We start from the raw sequence: 15,334 nt of genomic DNA, 5'->3' as shown, positions 1-15,334 counted from the left end.
CGTCATTCCCAGCGAATCAGATATCTATTGATGGGAATTCCACCATACGGCAACCGGCCGTGTACGTCGGTCGATCCGCTGTTTTGCCGAGTCGGTTTCGCTTTCCGGCTATCGCGCGCGGCGATCCTGCGCCCGCTGTCCTAGTCGCCTCCGATGCGGCAGCGAAATCTTGTTCATGATCTCCCGGGCGTCCCGACGCCCGGACAACAGCCGGAGAGCCGGCCGACAGGCGGGGGTGAGTCGTTGGACGGTACCGATCCGGACCGCGTCGTACGACTGGCGGTGGCCGAGGCGTTGGCGCGGGTGGCGGACGAGGACAGCCTGGGACTGGGCGAGGGTGACGCGCTGATGAGCCTCGGCGTCGCGCTGCGGGAGGTGCTGCGTCGCGCGCTCGACGACCGCGTCCCGCTGACCACGCCCGAGTTCGTCGACCTGTGCCGTGACCTACGGCTCAACCGCGACTCGTTCGACCTGCTGGGGCACTACCTGCTCACGGCATTGCTGGCCCACCACGTCGGGCCGGACGCCCTGGTACGCGTCGGGGCGCTCCTCGGCACCGTCCGGCGCTACCTGCCCGGCGCCCGGCCGCCCGCGCACCGCAACGAAGGGCCCGAACGCCGGCGACGCGACGTCCGTGCGGACAACAGCGTCGTGGGCCGCTACCGGCGTGCCAAGCTGCCCGAGCACCTGCCCAACCCGCCGAGCTGGACGTGTACCGGCTGTGGACGCGAATGGCCCTGCGCGACCAAGCAGAGTCAGTTGCTCGCCGAGTTCGGTGGCGCGCGCGCCTCCCTCGCCGTGTACCTCGGCTCGTGCCTCGTCGCCGCCGCCCAGGACCTGCCGACGCTGCCCCTGCCCAGCGCACGACACCGCTTCCTGGGCTGGCTGCCCCGCGCCCGGATCTGACGACGGCGCGCCGCCGTGGGGGCTGGGCAAAGAGGCATCGATGCGATGGAATGTCCTGGACGCGTCGTACCCGGAAGGACACCGATGCCGACCTCCCGAACCCGCGCACGTAGCGCCGCTGCCATGGCCGGCCTGCTGGTGGCGACGCTCGCCGCCGCGCCCGCCAGCGCCGACCCGTCCGACCGTCACCGTCCGGCCCCACCCCACGTCGTCGGCACCGCCACGGTCCCCGCCTACTCCTACGCCAGCGCGATCCGGGAGAGCGTCTGGGTCGAGACCCGCGCCGACAGCGATGGCGACGGCGTCCGCGACCGGGTCGCGGTGGACATCGTCCGGCCCAGAGAGGCGGCCGCCGCAGGGGTCCGCGTACCGGTCATCATGGAGGCGTCGCCCTACTACCTCTGCTGCGGCCGGGGCAACGAGGGCGAGTTCAAGGCGTACGACGCGTCCGGCGTCATCGCCTCGGTGCCCCTGTTCTACGACAACTACTTCGTGCCGCGCGGGTATGCCTTCGTCGCCGTGGACCTCGCCGGTACTGCCCGCTCGACGGGGTGCGAGGACGTCGGAGGCCCGGTCGAGGTGGGTAGCGCCCGCGCGGTGGTGGACTGGCTCAACGGCCGGGCCCGCGCGTACACGGCCGACGGGCGGCCGGTCGACGCCGGCTGGAGCACCGGCCGCGTCGGCATGATCGGCAAGTCGTGGGACGGCTCGGTCGCCAACGGGGTCGCCGCCACCGGTGTCCCCGGCCTGGCCACGATCGTGCCCATCTCGGCGATCTCAAGCTGGTACGACTACGTGCGATACCAGGGGACGCTGGTGTCGACCGACTATCCCGGCTGGCTGCACTCGGTCGTCAGCAGCCGCCCGGAGGCCGCCTGCGCGGCAATGCTCGCCCGGCTGCGGGCGGACAGCGGCGAGCAGACCGGCGACTACAACGGGTTCTGGGGGCAGCGCGACTACCGACCGTCGGCCGACCGGGTGCGGGCCAGCGTCTTCGTGGCCCACGGTCTCAACGACCTGAACGTCACCACGAACCAGTTCGCCCGCTGGTGGCAGGAGTTGGCCGAGCGGGGCGTACCCCGCAAGATGTGGCTCTCCCAGGCCGGCCACCAGGATCCGTTCGACGTGCGACGCGCCGAGTGGGTGGCGACCCTGCACCGCTGGTTCGACTACTGGTTGCAGGAGTTGCCGAACGGGGTGATGGGCGAACCGAGGGTCGACCTGGAGACCGCGCCCGGCAGGTGGACGACGCAGCGCGACTGGCCCGCGCCCGGCACCCGGAACGTGCGGGTTCCCCTCGGCGTCGGCGACGGCGTGACCGGCACCCTCGGCGGCCGCGGTGCGCGCCCTGGTCAGGAACGGGAGTACGTCGACGAGGCGCTGACCGAGGACGCGGTGGTCGCCGAGCCGAACAGCGCGACCGCCGGCCGGCTGGTCTTCCTCTCCGGTCCGCTGGACTCCGCGCTGCGGATCTCCGGCAGCGCGTCGGTGCGACTGCGCGTCCGGGTGGATCGGCCGACCACGCAGCTGACCGCCCGCCTGGTCGACTACGGCACCGCCGAGCGGAGCTGGTTCGGGGCGGTGCGGACGCTGGACACCGAGTCCTGCTGGGGTGCGTCCACCCAGGCCGACGACGCCTGCTACCACGACACCGAGGAGATCACCGAGGTCTCCGACCACGCGGTGCTGGCCCGGGGCTGGCTCGACGCCGCGCACCATCGTTCGCTGCGGTTCACCACGCCGCTGCGGGCGGACCGGTGGTACACGGTCACCGTGCCGCTGAACGCGTACGACGCGGTGGTGCCGGCCGGGCACGTCCTCGGCCTGGTGCTCGGTCAGAGCGACCCGGAGTTCACGATGGCCGAGGACCGGGACGCCACCGTCCGGGTCGACCTCGGGCGCAGCGAACTGGTCCTGCCGGTCGCCGGTCGGACCGGGTTGCCCGCCGTCGACGTCGCGCCGACGGTGGTCACCGCGCCCGCCGCGCCGTCGACCGCCGAATCGGCACGCGTGGAGCGGGAGCGGCAGCGGCCCTGAGCCTGCCGCCCCGCTGTCGTTTCGTCACCCAGCGGCGCGTCGCCGTGCCCTTCAACGGGCTCGGCCAGGGAGTTCACCGGGTACCCGTGCGGCGTACGGCGGGCGTTCACCGACCTCTCCGAGGCTCCTTGATCGAAAGAGCATTCGCTTGATCGAGGAGAGGCTCTGACGTGAGAGACAAGCAAGCCGAAGAGGTCGAGCGCGCGCAGTTGTCGCGGCGCAAGCTGGTCAAGTACGCGGGTGTCGGCGCGACGCTGGCCGCCGCCAGCCCCCTGGTGGGCGGCGGCGCGGCGTGGGCCGACGAGGAGCGCCGGCCCGGCGCCGACGAGGGTGACCGGGGCGGCGTCAAGAACCGGTCGTGGCGCGCGGGTGACCACCACGTCCACTCCGAGTACAGCGGCGAGTTCGACACCACGAAGTCCCCGATCGTCTTCCACAAGGGCGCGGACGCGGTCTACCCGATCGTCACCAACGCCATCATGGCCAAGAACTTCGGCCTGACCTGGGCGATGTGCACCGACCACGGTGGACCGACGCACTCAAAGGTCAACATCGAGCAGGCGTACCCCGACCTGCTGCGCTCCCGCAAGCTCGTCCCCGAGGTGCTCCAGTTCTGGGGCATGGAGTTCGACGCGCCCTCGCTGGACCACCACACGCTGATGATCCCGCGCCACGACGACGAGGCGAAGCAGCTCTTCGAGCTGGAGAGCCGCTTCGCCAAGTACGACGCGTTCCCCACCGACCCGGCCCGCGACACCGAGGCCAAGATGGTGGAGTTCCTCAAGGTCGCCCGGGGCATGCCGCACAAGCCGCTGGTGATCGCCCACCACGCCTCCCGTTCGGCGACCGGTCTCGGCGTCTACGGCCAGGACACCCCGCGCGAGTTCCGTAACGGCAACAACGCCGCGCCGGACGTCTACATCGGCTTCGAGGGTGCCCCGGGCCACCAGGCCGGCCCGCTCAACGGCGGCAAGCGCGGCGGGTACGGCAACCACCCCACCTACGGCGGCTTCGACCAGATGACCGCGCGGGTCGGTGGGCTCTGGGACTCGCTCCTCGGCGAGGGGCGGCGCTGGTGGATCACCGCGACGTCCGACTCGCACGTGCACTGGACGCGCGGCGGCTCGGACTTCTGGCCGGGGGAGTACAGCAAGACCTACGTGCACGCCCGCCAGGACTACGGCGACATCATGGACGGCCTGCGCAACGGCCGGATCTGGGTGACCACCGGTGACCTGATCCGCAGCCTCGACGTGAGCGCCACGTCGCAGGGCAGGACGGCCGAGGTCGGCGAGACCATCACGGTCAGCCGTCGCAGCCGCACCGACGTCGAGATCGAGATCCGGTTCCGCCCGCTGGACGGCGTGAACGCCAACGGGGTCCGTCCCGAGGTCCGCCGCGTCGACCTGATCGTCGGGCAGATCACCGGACCGAGCGCCAACCTGGACACCGACACCAACCCCACCACCAAGGTGGTGGCCCGGTTCGGCCCGCGCGACTGGCGTCGCCAGGGTCACGACTACGTCATCCGGCACACCCTGCGCAACGTCGATGCCGACACGTACGCCCGGGTGCGCGGCACCAGCACCGATGAGGCCGAGCCCCTCGCGGACGGTCTCGAGAGCCCGTGGGACGACCTGTGGTTCTACTCCAACCCGGTGTTCGTGCACGTCCGCTGATCCCGCCCCACCCTCCCTGTTGATCAAGAGATTCGCGTCAGGGTTCCGGCCTACGGTGACGCGAACCTCTTGATCAACGAGGCTCCGTGGGTGGATCGGGGTGGATGTGGGTTACCGCTTCGCAGAGGTTGTGTAGGGGGTCGGTGGCCTGGGTGGAGCAGGCCACTCTCTGCAGCAGGGTGCGCAGGGTCGTCGACTCGGTCGGCGTGAGCGACCCCAACAGGTGCGCCTCCACCCGTCGTAGCGCCTCGCGCCGCTGCTCCCAGGCTGCCCGCCCGGCATCGGTGACGTCCACCAGTCGGCTGCGCCGGTCGGACGGGTCGGGTCGCCGGGCCACGAACCCGGGGCGTTCGAGGTCGTCGATCAGGTACGTCAGCACCGTGCGGTCGATTCCCAACTCCTCGGCGATCGCGCCCTGATTGCGGCCCGGCCCGGTGACCGAGGCGGTGAGCACCTGATAACCGCGCGGGCCGCCCGGAAAATCGGTCAGTACGTGCTCAGCCGCTCGGACGTAGCCACGGAAGACGATTCCCAGCATCCAGCCCAGGTCGTCGTCGAGCGGATCGGGCCGTTCCGGCCGGTCGGTGGCACCCGTCATACCCCGACGATAGCCGAAGTCACAGACCTTGTTGGCAGCAGATGTTCTGTCTGACATAAGGTTGGGTTCACGACGCATCGCGCGACGCGGCGCGTACGACAGGAGGCTCGCACATGAGCGACTACGGCCACGACCTGGTCTTCGGCTCGTTCACCACGCCCGAGAACGACGACCCGGACCGCACCGTCGGGCTCGCCGTCCTGGCCGAGCAGGTCGGTCTGGACCTGGTCACCTTCCAGGACCACCCCTACCAGCCACGGTTCCTGGACACCTGGACCCTGCTGAGCTTCATCGCCGCCCGGACCGACCGGGTGCACCTGTCCGCGAACGTCACCAACCTGCCGCTGCGCCCACCCGCCGTGCTCGCCCGCAGCGTTGCCAGCCTCGACCTGCTCACCGGAGGTCGGGTTGCGTTGGGCCTCGGCGCGGGCGCGTTCTGGGATGCCATCGAGGCCATGGGCGGGCGGCGGCTGACCCCGGGGCAGGGCGTCCGGGCGTTGGAGGAGGGGATCGACGTCCTCCGGCAGATGTGGGACGCCCAGGCGCGCGGGGGTGTGCGGGTCGACGGCGAGTTCCACCGGGTGGTCGGCGCGAAGCGCGGCCCGGCCCCCGCCCACCCGGTGCCGATCTGGCTCGGGGCGTACAAGCCGCGCATGCTCGCGCTCACGGGTCGTCGGGCCGACGGCTGGCTGCCGTCGCTCGGCTACCTCGAACCCGGTGACCTGGCCCGGGGCAACGCCATCATCGACGACGCGGCCCGCGAGGCCGGCCGCTCACCCGCCGACGTCCGCCGGCTGCTCAACATCTCCGGCACCTTCGCCGCCGTGGGCCGTGGCCCGTTGCACGGACCCGTCGAGCAGTGGGTGCGGGAGCTGACCGAGTTGGCGCTGGGGGACGGGATCGGCACGTTCATCCTGGCCAGCGACGACCCCGACGACCTGCGCCGGTTCGCCGGTGAGGTGGCGCCCGCCGTGCGCGAACTGGTGGCGACCGAGCGCGACCGGGCCGCCGCGTCGGTGCGTACCCCCGCCGAGGTTCTTGCGGACACCCAGCCGGCGGCGGTCGTCGCGCCCTCCGCGCCGCGGGCCCGGGCGCGGGTGAGCGCCGGCGCCTTCGCGGTGGTGCCGACCCCCGACGACGGCCGGCGGCTCAGCGACCGGCAGGTCTGGGACGAGGCGGCCCGCCCGACCGGGCCGACGCCCGATCCCACCCGCACCTACACCGCGCACGAGCAGGCCACCGGCCAGCACCTGGTGCAGGTGCACGACGGGTTGCGCGCCGAGCTGGCGCAGATCCACGACCTGATCGAGCAGGTCGCGGCGGGTGAGATCGACGCCGGCGCGGCGCGGTCGCAGATCAACACGATGACCATGCGGCAGAACCGGTGGACGTTGGGGGCGTACTGCGAGTCCTACTGCCGCATCGTCACCACCCACCACACCATCGAGGACCAGGCGCTCTTTCCGCGTCTGCGGCAGGCCGACCCGCGGCTGCGCCCGGTCGTCGACCGGCTGGAGCAGGAGCACCACGTCATCCACGAGGTGTTGGAGGGCGTCGACAAGGCGCTGGTGGCGTACGTCGGCGCGCCGGACGGACTGGCCGAGCTGCGTGCCGCGGTGAACCTGCTGACCGACGCCCTGCTGTCGCACCTGAGCTACGAGGAGCGGGAACTGGTCGAGCCGCTCGCCCGCCTGGGGGTGAGCTGACGGGGTTGCCCCGAGAGATTTGAGAGACTACTTTCGAAACATGTCTCTCAAGAATCCGTACGGGGATTTCGAGATCACCGAGCCGCAGGCCCTGCGGGCGTTGGCGCACCCCGTCCGCCTGGCCATCCTCGACCGGCTCCAGCGACACGGCCCGTCCACCGCCACCGGGCTGTCGCCGCACGTCGGGGCCACGCCGTCGGTGGTGAGCTGGCACCTGCGCCACCTCGCGACGTTCGGCCTGGTCGCCGACGCCGACGGGAGCACCAGCAAGCGGGAGCGCTGGTGGCAGGCGACCTCCCGTGGGTTCCGCTTCAGCCTGCCGGACGACGCCGAGGGGCAGGCCGCGGCGCGGCAGCTCCGCGGCGAGATGTTCGCCCGGTACGCCGAGACGCCCCAGCAGTGGCTGTTGCAGGAGGATCCCCGACTCGACGACACCTGGCGCGCGCTGGCCGGGGTGGCCGACACCTCGTTCATCGCCACTCCCGACGAGACGCGCCAGCTGGAGGAGGCGATCGAGGAACTGCTCGCCCCGTACGTGCGGCGCAAGGACGACGAGACACCCCCGGCCGGCGCGCAGATCGTACGGATGCTGCGCTACCTGCTGCCCGAGGCCGCCGACGATCCGTCCGCGTCATGACCGCCGTCGACGCCCCGGCCGCGCCGCCCCCGCACCGCGACCGGCGCTTCCGTACCTTCTGGATCGGTCAGACGATCACGGCGTTCGGCGACCGGATCAGCGAGCTGGCCCTGCCCCTGATCGCCGTCGCCCTGCTCGCCGCGACGCCCGTGCAGGTCAGTGTCCTCACCGCGCTGATCTGGCTGCCCAACCTGCTGGGCCTGTTCCTCGGCGCGTGGGTGGACCAGCGCACCCACAAACGCCGCCTCCTGATCATCGCGGACCTGGTCCGCGCCGTCGTGCTGCTCAGCCTCCCGGTGGCGTACCTGTTCGGCGCGGTCACCCTGACCCAGCTCTACCTGGTGGCGTTGCTCACCGGCGCCGGAGCGGTGCTGTTCGCCCTGGGGCAGCAGGCGTTCTTCGTCGCCCTGGTGCCGCGCTCGGCGTACGTGGAGGCCAACAGCAAGCTCAGCGTGAGCCGGTCCCTGTCGTTCATCGTCGGCCCGGCCGTCGGCGGAGGACTCGTCCAGGCGCTCAGCGCGCCGGTGGCGATCCTCGTCGACGCGGTGTCCTTCCTGTTCTCCGCGCTGCTGCTGCGTCGCATCCCGGTCACCGAACCCCCGCCACCGCCACGGCAGACGTCCACGCTCGGCATGGTCCGCGAGGGCATGACGCTGGTGCTGCGCCACCCGGTGCTGCGCGCCGCGCTCGGCTGCACCAGCACCGTCAACTTCTTCACCTTCATCGCCTCGGCGCTGCTGGTGCTCTACGCCAACCGTGAACTCGGCCTGTCGGCCGGCGCGATCGGCGTCGCGTTCGGCGTCGGAGCGCTCGGTGGACTGGCCGGCGCGGCCCTGGCACCCCGCATCTCGCGCGCCCTCGGGCTCGGTCGTACGGCGATGATCGGCGCGGTGGTGTTTCCCGCCCCGCTGGCGCTGACGGCGCTGATCAACGGCCCGACCTGGGCGAAGGTGGCCATGCTCGCGGCCATCGAGTTGGTGTCCAGCGTCGGCGTGATGCTGATGGACGTCAGCCTCAACGCCCTGCTCGCCGCCGTCACCCCGGACGACGCGCGCGGTCGTCGGGCGGGCGCGTACAGCGCCGTCAACTACGGCATCCGGCCGCTAGGCGCGCTGGTCGGCGGCGCGCTCGGCACCACCCTCGGACTGCGGCCGACCCTGGTCGTCGCCGGAGTGGGCGGTGTGCTCGCCGTGCTGTGGCTGCTCGCGTCCCCGGTGCGCCACATCAGGACCCTCGACAGCGTCACGCCGTGACCGACCCGGCCTGGCCGTCGCCCCGCTCGTGCCGCTCCTGACTTGCCGTCGCCCCGCTTGTGCCGCTCCTGAGCGGAGGCACCTACCCACTCAAGCGTGATGCCGGTGAGTCATCTTGATGACTCACCGGCATCACGCTCATCGCACCGATAGCCCCCGAGCCGACCTTGACGGCGTGCCGGCACCGGCCGCCGGTCAGCTCGCCTCCGCCGCGAGCAGCGCGGCCAGCTCGGCAGGCTGGGAGAACATCGGCCAGTGGCCGGTGGCCATCGTGCGGAGCCGCCAACTCTCGCTGGCGAGCAGCGTCGCCACGACGTCGTTGGGCTCGGGCCCGTCGAGCAGGCACTTGACGTACGTCGCCGGCAACTCGCCCAGGGAACCGCTCAGCACGGCCGGCTCGGTCAGCGTGGGCCCCGGATGCGGGGTGGCGCCCTTGACCAGCCGGGCGATCTGCTCGTCGGTGAGACCCTGGCCGTCGAACTCGGCCGGGGCGAGCGGCGGCCAGTCGCCGCCGTTGTCGGCGAGCACCGACTCGAACGCCGCCTGACCCTGCCACCAGCCGGATGCGAACGACCCGCCGTCGACCGGCACCTCCGAGTCGAGGAAGACCACGCGGGTCAACCGGTCGCCGATCCGCTCGGCGGCCTGCCCCACCGGGATGCCCGCGTAGCTGTGCCCCACGAGCACCACGTCGCGCAGGTCGCGGCGTTCGATCTCGTCGACGATGTCCCGCACGTGGGTCTGCTGGCCGGCCGGCACGCCCTGCCTCTCGGCGAGACCGGAGAGGGTCAGGGGAAAGGTCTGGTGGCCGGCCGCCCGCAGGGGCGGCGTCACCTCGTCCCACGCCCAGGACCCCAGCCACGCTCCTGCCACCAACACCAGATCAGCCATGGCCGGAACCCTACTGCGGCCGTGCGACAGGTTCGCGCGTCACGACCAGGTCCGGGCCTGGGCGTCGAACACCTCGGGTGGACTCTCGACCGGCAGGACGCAGAGCAGGTGCCCGCCGGGCGCGCGCAGGATGCGGCACTCCATCCACCGCGTCACCTCGGTGGCGCCCAGGCCGACCAGCCGGGCGGTCTCGGCCGGCACGTCGTCGGTCTCGATGTCGAGGTGGTAGCGCGGCGCGTCGTCGACGGCCTGGACGGCGGTGACCAGGCCCGGCACCGCCTCGTGCAGACCCACGAACTGCGGCTCCTCCGGGTGGGACCGGGTGCCGACGCCCAGGGCCGCCGACCAGAACTCCGCCGCCCGCGCGGCCTCCGCCTCGGGCGCGTCGATGAGCAGCGCGTACACACGACTTCGATGCATGCGAGGCAGGATATCGAGGACTCCTATCCTCTGCTGGTCGCGCCGAGGTGAGCGGCGATCTGGGGCGGTAGCGGGTAGGGCGTCTCGACCGGTAGAAGGTCCGTCGCCGCCCGCTCATCGCCTGCCCGGACCAGCTCGCGTACCCGGTGGACGATGGGGGTGATGTCGGTGACGGCGACGATCCAGTCGTCGACGTAGCGGGCGACCGCCGCACCGGACAACCCGACCTGCAGCGACCGGTAGGGCAGAGCCGCCATCCGCACCGTCCGTTCCGGGTCCCACTGCACCCGTACCGGGCTGCTCCTGGACTGCTGCGACCAGGCGGCCCGGTCACTGTGCACGTCCCGGTCGTAGTGGCTCAGGCAGGCTCGCGTCAGCGCCCACTCGAAGCCCTCCCGGGTGATGTCGATCGACAGCACGCGCTCCTGGCCGGGCTTGGTGGCCCAGCCGCAGCGGTACATCATCCACAGGAACGACGGCTTGATCCAGGTCATGCGGTCCCGCTTGAAGGGGGCCACGAAGCTGCCGGCGGCCACCGCCGGTAGCGCGACCTCCGGAGGGTACGCCTGGTACACGGTGATGGTGTCGGCCGAGTGGCGAGCGCGGATCTGACGGGCGGGAACGGACACGCCGCGATCCTCGCCCATCGCGCCCGGCCCGCTCCACCGAATTCAGCGGCAGGACACGACGTCTACGGCACGCTGCAGAAGTAGAGGACCGCGGTCAGCATGCCGACCGATCCGGTGACCTGGGTCGACGTCCAGCCGCCCGGGCCGTTCGCCACCAGGCGGAAGCTGCCACTTCCGATGCCCAACAGTGCGCCCGGGACGGTGACCGACGTGGCGGTCGGGCCGAGGGTGCCGCCACCGGAGAAACCGCCGGTCAGCGACCATGTGAAGCCGCTGCGCGTCAGACCGCCGGCCGGCAGGGTCCAGGTGAAGGTCGGTGGGGTGAGCGCGCCCGCGCTGCACTGGAGGTTCGTCGGTGGATTGACCGTGCCGGCCTGGAGCGAACCTCTGCCGTACTCGCTGTCGGTCCAGGAGGCCAACGTCGACGACGGCGGCCCCAGCGCGACGACCGTCCCGGCGAGCACCAGGGCCATGGCGACCGCTACCCAGCGCCTCCGGGCGTGACCGGTCCGCTGACGCCGTGGCGCAGTCGACATCCACCTGAGCCTCACGGCTGCTTGATCCTGACCCTGATCCGGTGCCGGCGTGTGAGGAGCATGAGCAGCAGACCGCCGAGCAGCGCGCCGGCGCCGGCGAGCGCCGGTGTCCGTAGGTTCGTTCCGGTACGCGGAAGCGGGCCGACCCGGCCGTCCGCCGAGGCCTGGTCGCCGGAGCCGGTGGCCATGACGACCAGGTCCGCCGAACCTGAGGCGGTCGAGTTGGCCAGCAGGCTCGCGGTGACGAGCACCCAACGCTGCTGGTCGGCGGGCATGGAGCTGAGGGTGATGGGGTGCGCGGCTACCCGGGTGGCGGGACCGTCCACCAGAACCTGTTCTCCCCGACCGTCCGGGCAGGCACCCTGTACCCAGCGCATCGCGCAGATGGCGGCCATCACCTGGAGTCCGTCCGGATCGGCCGCGAGGGCTCCCCGCGCCGACAGCGAGATGGTCACCGTGCCGGGCTGCCTGGTCTGTGCCAGAACCCCCACCTGCCAGGGCACCGGCTCGTTCGGCGTCATGTTCGACATGCGTTCGTGGTCGCCGATCGAGATCAGTGTGAGGTGTCGACTACGGGTGACGTCCTCGGTGGTGTCCGCACGTGCCCGGCCGGGAGTGGCCAGGACGGCGGCGGCGACGCCCGGCAGCACGGCCAGTACGACGAACAAGCGCCGGACGGTCGAGTCACCTCGGGGCGTCGCGCCACCGGACGAAGGGTGGACCCCGGAACCTGGTCCGGCCTGGTTCGACCGCGACGGGCTCGATCGTCGACGGCTGGTCCGCCGCTCGGGGACGCGCGGCCAGAATGCCCAGGTCACGATCGCGGCCGTCCCGATCGTGATCGCGCTCATCGCGTACACGTTCGACACCGTGCGCACCGCGTACCCGAGCCTGGGCACCGACCACTCCACCAGCCGGACGTCGGTCACGGTGTAGGGCGCGGCGTCGTTCGACTCGTTGGCGTCCCCACGCAGGGTGAGCGAGCGGGAAGCCCCGCCGCCGGCATCGATGTCGACGACCCGGTGGGTGATCGGCGGCAGTGGCGTGCGGTCGACGGTGACCACGTCTCCTACCCGCACCTGCGACGCGGGAATCTCCCGCACCACCGCCAGCGATCCGGCGGGGATGGTCGGACCCATCGACCCGGTTTTGAACAGGATGAGTGAGATGTCGAAGAAGAACGCCAGCGGGACGAGGACGACGCACACCGTCCCGCCGACGGCGAGCACGGTCAGCGCGAGGTCACCGATCCGGGCGAGGAGACTCTGCCGTAGGCCCACTCGTCCCATCATGTGCAGATCCCTTACGTCGATGTGGCAGTGAACAGCCAGGTGACGGCACCGCTCGTGCCCTGGTACGCGTTGCTGGCGCCGGACTGGATCCGCACCTCGAAGCAGAACCGCACCTGCGGCGTCGCGCCGCTCGGCGCGGTGACGGTGGACGAGACCGGGGCTCCGGGCACCGAGGTGACGGCCAGGTAGCTCGGTCCGACGATCCACGTCGGCGTACCGGTGAAGGCGGCGGCAGCACACGTGGTGCTGGTGCTGGCCGTCCGCACGGCGCGGTACTCAAGCGCGGGCAGGAGGGCGCCTGCGTCGTTCGACGAACTCGTCAGCGCGACGGAACCACCGACATTCGTCGTCGATGTCGTCCGGATATCGATGAAGGCGTAGAAGGAGACCGCCGGGGACATCGCCGTCGCGGAGAATGCCAGCGTCGCGGCGTTCGCCGCCGGTGTGTGGCTCGCCCAGGCGCTGGACGCGGTCTGCGATTCGGTGCCGAAGACGCTTGCGGCGAACGACCCGGTGCCGTACTCGCCATCGGTCCACGCGGCGAGCGTGGACGTCGCTCCCAGTCCGAGAACGAGAGTGCCGGCGAGTACGGCACGGGTGCGAAGGAGCCGTGGTCGTCCGGTCGAGGTCCGACGGCTGACCACGGCCGCCACCTATACGGACGTAGCCAGGAGTTGCCAGGTCTGCGTCACCGAGGTGCCCTGCACCAGGGTGCCCCCCGCCGTGACGACGAAGCACAGGAAGGCCGGAGCGCCAGGTGTCGTGGGAGGGGTGCCCTGCGTCAGGTTGAACGACACCGCGCCGGTCACCGAGTTGAGCGCCGTGCCCTGCGCGACGATCCAGGTCGGACTCGTGGGTGTCGCGCTGCAGTTGGCGAAGGCCGGAACGGTCGCGATTCCGTAGGTGAGGCCGACGAACGCGGGCGGCGCGGGGGTGGCCGACGCCACCGTGACTGTCGCGTCGTACGTCGTGGCGGCCGTCAGGCGGACGGCGAACGGCGCCGCGACCACGCTACCCGGGCTCATGCTGTCGAAGCCGGTACTGAAGGTCAACGCGGCCGCGGTGCCGGCCGTGGGGTGCTCGGCGTAGGTGGTGCCGTTCGTGCTGCCCTCCATGCTGAACGTGCCGGCCGTGAACGTGCCCGTGGCGTACTCCGAGTCGTTCCAGGCCGCCAGGGTGATCGTTGCCCCGAGCCCCAGGGCGATCCCTCCCGCCATGATGGCCTTGACCTTGCGACGGCGTCCTCGACTGCTCGATTCATTCATTGCCGTCCCTGTCGGTTCACTCAACTTGTCCTCCTCGGTACAACGCGGTGGGTTGTCCTGGGCCGGTGACAACGGGCAGCGGTGATCGGACCGGCTGCCGCCGTCTTGGAACCGACAATCAGACAAAACGTACAAACCGGTGGTTGTTACGCAAAGACACAGTAAACGTCCAGAAGGAATAAGAGACGTAGAACGGGCGAAAAGCCCGGAGCTTGCAGGGTGTCGCTCAGTCAGTGCCCAGCGCCGGCGGGACGCCGTCCACCCGCATGCGGTAGACCTCGACCGGATAGTCGACGGACGAGCGCCCACCGTTGAAACCGGCGGTCAGATGCAGTTGGGCGGCCGGCATCCAGAGCTGGCCATCGGTGTCGAGCCACATCGCGTCCACCCATGAGAGGCGGGGGTCGGCGACCAGCGTACGAACGCTGCGGTCCGGCGCGAGGGCGAGCACGCGTCGCCGTTCCACGTCGCTGACGTAGATGGTGCCGAGCGCGTCGATGGCCGTGCCACCGGTGCTCGGCGTGTCCCACCAGGGCTCGACCCGCCGGGCCAACTCCTCGGCCGACAGCGTCGGGTCGTTCAGCCAGCGGGTGCCGATCCGGGACATGCCGCCGGAGGCCGGCTGGTAGTACAGCCACCGGCCGTCCGGCGACACCTCCAGTTGGTCTGCGTGCAGGCACACCTCGGCGCCGCCGGGATCCCGCAGCGCCCGACCGTCAGCGACCACCGGCCCGCCCACCGTGCTCGGATGCCCGTCCAACAGCCGCCGGCACCGGCCCGATTCCACATCCAGCACGATGAGGCCGGGCGCACCGGCGTCGGTGAGGTACGCGGTGCCGTCGTGGAACCGGACGTCGTCGATATAGCTGTCGGGGCGTACCGCCGCGTCGAGGTGGTAGGCGCGGTCCACCCGGTCGTGGTCCACGTCGACGACGATCAGCCGCGCGCCGCCCGGGACCTGCCGGGCACCGAGTTGAGGCGCTCCCGAATCGACGATCCACAGCCTGCCGTCCGGGCCGGCACGCAAACCGTTGACGTGGACGAACGCGCCGTCCGGCGACTGGTTCAGACGGTTCCACGCGGCGTCCGGGTAGGGGTTGCGACCGCCGTCCGGTAGCGCCTCCGCCACCTGCACGCCCGGCCCGTCCGCCAACGGGTAGCTCACGAAGACCCGACCCCGCAGGGTGGTCACACCCGTGCACACCCGATTCTCGGTGAGCACCGACGTCAACCGAGGGTCCACCTCGGTGGGCAGCAGCGGCATCGGCCCGCTCCTCACGCGCCCGGCGGCGTCTCCGGCTCCCGTCGGCGGCCGGCCGGACCGGTCGCCATCGACGCGGTATCCCCGGGGCGGACCTCACGAAACGCCTACCTGTGCCCAACGCCCACCTGGCGCGACGCATCGGCTTCGACGACGGCGGTAGTGTCCGCTCGGCTGATCCGCCAGTATGGGCCGGGGCGACGCCGGGCCGCCGCCCGCACCGA

At 71.4% G+C, this 15,334-nt stretch carries 15 protein-coding genes; 6 read left to right on the top strand and 9 right to left on the bottom strand.

Annotated elements, in window-relative coordinates; all coding sequences use genetic code 11:
* Positions 1–243: 243 nt before the first annotated feature.
* From ACIA3K_RS07015 to ACIA3K_RS07005, 3 genes are all read left to right on the top strand, one after another.
* Positions 244–906 carry a hypothetical protein gene (locus ACIA3K_RS07015; protein ID WP_355050036.1) on the top strand — a complete coding sequence of 221 codons (663 nt, stop codon included), beginning with the start codon at positions 244–246 and terminating at the stop codon, positions 904–906.
* Positions 907–990: 84 nt separating this feature from the next.
* Positions 991–2,943: a Xaa-Pro dipeptidyl-peptidase gene (locus tag ACIA3K_RS07010; protein WP_396799614.1), complete on the top strand. Its 1,953-nt coding sequence runs from the start codon at positions 991–993 to the stop codon at positions 2,941–2,943.
* Positions 2,944–3,113: 170 nt separating this feature from the next.
* Complete coding sequence (locus ACIA3K_RS07005; RefSeq protein ID WP_396799613.1) at positions 3,114–4,622, top strand: phosphoesterase; 1,509 nt, start codon at positions 3,114–3,116, stop codon at positions 4,620–4,622.
* A gap of 73 nt (positions 4,623–4,695) precedes the next feature.
* Here the strand turns inward: ACIA3K_RS07005 and ACIA3K_RS07000 are convergent, their stop codons facing one another.
* Positions 4,696–5,220, bottom strand: coding sequence for a MarR family winged helix-turn-helix transcriptional regulator (locus tag ACIA3K_RS07000; RefSeq protein ID WP_396799612.1), 525 nt, complete (start codon positions 5,218–5,220; stop codon positions 4,696–4,698).
* A gap of 113 nt (positions 5,221–5,333) precedes the next feature.
* Here ACIA3K_RS07000 and ACIA3K_RS06995 point away from each other — a divergent pair, with 113 nt between their 5' ends.
* Genes ACIA3K_RS06995 through ACIA3K_RS06985 form a run of 3 tightly spaced genes read left to right on the top strand, consistent with a single transcriptional unit; the run spans position 5,334 to position 8,816 of the window.
* Complete coding sequence (locus ACIA3K_RS06995; protein ID WP_396799611.1) at positions 5,334–6,926, top strand: LLM class flavin-dependent oxidoreductase; 1,593 nt, start codon at positions 5,334–5,336, stop codon at positions 6,924–6,926.
* A gap of 40 nt (positions 6,927–6,966) precedes the next feature.
* Positions 6,967–7,563: a helix-turn-helix domain-containing protein gene (locus tag ACIA3K_RS06990; RefSeq protein ID WP_396799610.1), complete on the top strand. Its 597-nt coding sequence runs from the start codon at positions 6,967–6,969 to the stop codon at positions 7,561–7,563.
* Positions 7,560–8,816 carry an MFS transporter gene (locus tag ACIA3K_RS06985; protein ID WP_396799609.1) on the top strand — a complete coding sequence of 419 codons (1,257 nt, stop codon included), beginning with the start codon at positions 7,560–7,562 and terminating at the stop codon, positions 8,814–8,816. The genes ACIA3K_RS06990 and ACIA3K_RS06985 overlap by 4 nt, the downstream gene beginning before the upstream one ends.
* 195 nt (positions 8,817–9,011) lie before the next feature.
* On the opposite strand, the gene ACIA3K_RS06980 is transcribed toward ACIA3K_RS06985, so the two are convergent.
* The 8 genes from ACIA3K_RS06980 to ACIA3K_RS06945 form a co-directional block, all read right to left on the bottom strand.
* Entirely contained in the window at positions 9,012–9,707 is a 696-nt protein-coding gene (locus ACIA3K_RS06980) for an alpha/beta fold hydrolase (RefSeq protein WP_396799608.1), read from the bottom strand.
* A gap of 39 nt (positions 9,708–9,746) precedes the next feature.
* Positions 9,747–10,127, bottom strand: a complete 381-nt coding sequence (locus tag ACIA3K_RS06975) for a VOC family protein (protein WP_396799607.1) — start codon at positions 10,125–10,127, stop codon at positions 9,747–9,749.
* 23 nt (positions 10,128–10,150) lie between these two features.
* On the bottom strand, positions 10,151–10,756 hold the full coding sequence (locus tag ACIA3K_RS06970; RefSeq protein ID WP_396799606.1) for a DUF4291 domain-containing protein: 606 nt from the start codon (positions 10,754–10,756) through the stop codon (positions 10,151–10,153).
* A gap of 62 nt (positions 10,757–10,818) precedes the next feature.
* Positions 10,819–11,292: a hypothetical protein gene (locus ACIA3K_RS06965; RefSeq protein ID WP_396799605.1), complete on the bottom strand. Its 474-nt coding sequence runs from the start codon at positions 11,290–11,292 to the stop codon at positions 10,819–10,821.
* An 11-nt stretch (positions 11,293–11,303) separates the two neighbouring features.
* Entirely contained in the window at positions 11,304–12,584 is a 1,281-nt protein-coding gene (locus tag ACIA3K_RS06960) for a signal peptidase I (protein ID WP_396799604.1), read from the bottom strand.
* 11 nt (positions 12,585–12,595) lie between these two features.
* Entirely contained in the window at positions 12,596–13,228 is a 633-nt protein-coding gene (locus tag ACIA3K_RS06955) for a hypothetical protein (protein WP_396799603.1), read from the bottom strand.
* A 9-nt stretch (positions 13,229–13,237) separates the two neighbouring features.
* Complete coding sequence (locus ACIA3K_RS06950; protein WP_396799602.1) at positions 13,238–13,801, bottom strand: SipW-dependent-type signal peptide-containing protein; 564 nt, start codon at positions 13,799–13,801, stop codon at positions 13,238–13,240.
* A gap of 274 nt (positions 13,802–14,075) precedes the next feature.
* Positions 14,076–15,113, bottom strand: a complete 1,038-nt coding sequence (locus ACIA3K_RS06945) for an SMP-30/gluconolactonase/LRE family protein (RefSeq protein WP_396799601.1) — start codon at positions 15,111–15,113, stop codon at positions 14,076–14,078.
* Positions 15,114–15,334: the final 221 nt, after the last annotated feature.

Origin of the sequence: Micromonospora sp. NPDC051543, assembly GCF_044454415.1 — a bacterium.
Taxonomy (GTDB): Bacteria; Actinomycetota; Actinomycetes; order Mycobacteriales; family Micromonosporaceae; genus Micromonospora.
Note: the sequence above shows the minus strand (reverse complement) of the source record. Positions and strands in the feature narration are given on the sequence as shown.

Excerpts from the sequence above, each read along its gene's own strand:
- ACIA3K_RS06975 (WP_396799607.1), bottom strand. The coding sequence starts at position 10,127 with ATGCATCGAAGTCGTGTGTACGCGCTGCTCATCGACGCGCCCGAGGCG.
- ACIA3K_RS07010 (WP_396799614.1), top strand. The coding sequence starts at position 991 with ATGCCGACCTCCCGAACCCGCGCACGTAGCGCCGCTGCCATGGCCGGC.
- ACIA3K_RS06995 (WP_396799611.1), top strand. The coding sequence starts at position 5,334 with ATGAGCGACTACGGCCACGACCTGGTCTTCGGCTCGTTCACCACGCCC.
- ACIA3K_RS07000 (WP_396799612.1), bottom strand. The coding sequence starts at position 5,220 with ATGACGGGTGCCACCGACCGGCCGGAACGGCCCGATCCGCTCGACGAC.
- ACIA3K_RS06945 (WP_396799601.1), bottom strand. The coding sequence starts at position 15,113 with ATGCCGCTGCTGCCCACCGAGGTGGACCCTCGGTTGACGTCGGTGCTC.
- ACIA3K_RS06990 (WP_396799610.1), top strand. The coding sequence starts at position 6,967 with ATGTCTCTCAAGAATCCGTACGGGGATTTCGAGATCACCGAGCCGCAG.
- ACIA3K_RS06960 (WP_396799604.1), bottom strand. The coding sequence starts at position 12,584 with ATGATGGGACGAGTGGGCCTACGGCAGAGTCTCCTCGCCCGGATCGGT.
- ACIA3K_RS06980 (WP_396799608.1), bottom strand. The coding sequence starts at position 9,707 with ATGGCTGATCTGGTGTTGGTGGCAGGAGCGTGGCTGGGGTCCTGGGCG.
- ACIA3K_RS06950 (WP_396799602.1), bottom strand. The coding sequence starts at position 13,801 with ATGGCGGGAGGGATCGCCCTGGGGCTCGGGGCAACGATCACCCTGGCG.
- ACIA3K_RS06965 (WP_396799605.1), bottom strand. The coding sequence starts at position 11,292 with ATGTCGACTGCGCCACGGCGTCAGCGGACCGGTCACGCCCGGAGGCGC.
- ACIA3K_RS06985 (WP_396799609.1), top strand. The coding sequence starts at position 7,560 with ATGACCGCCGTCGACGCCCCGGCCGCGCCGCCCCCGCACCGCGACCGG.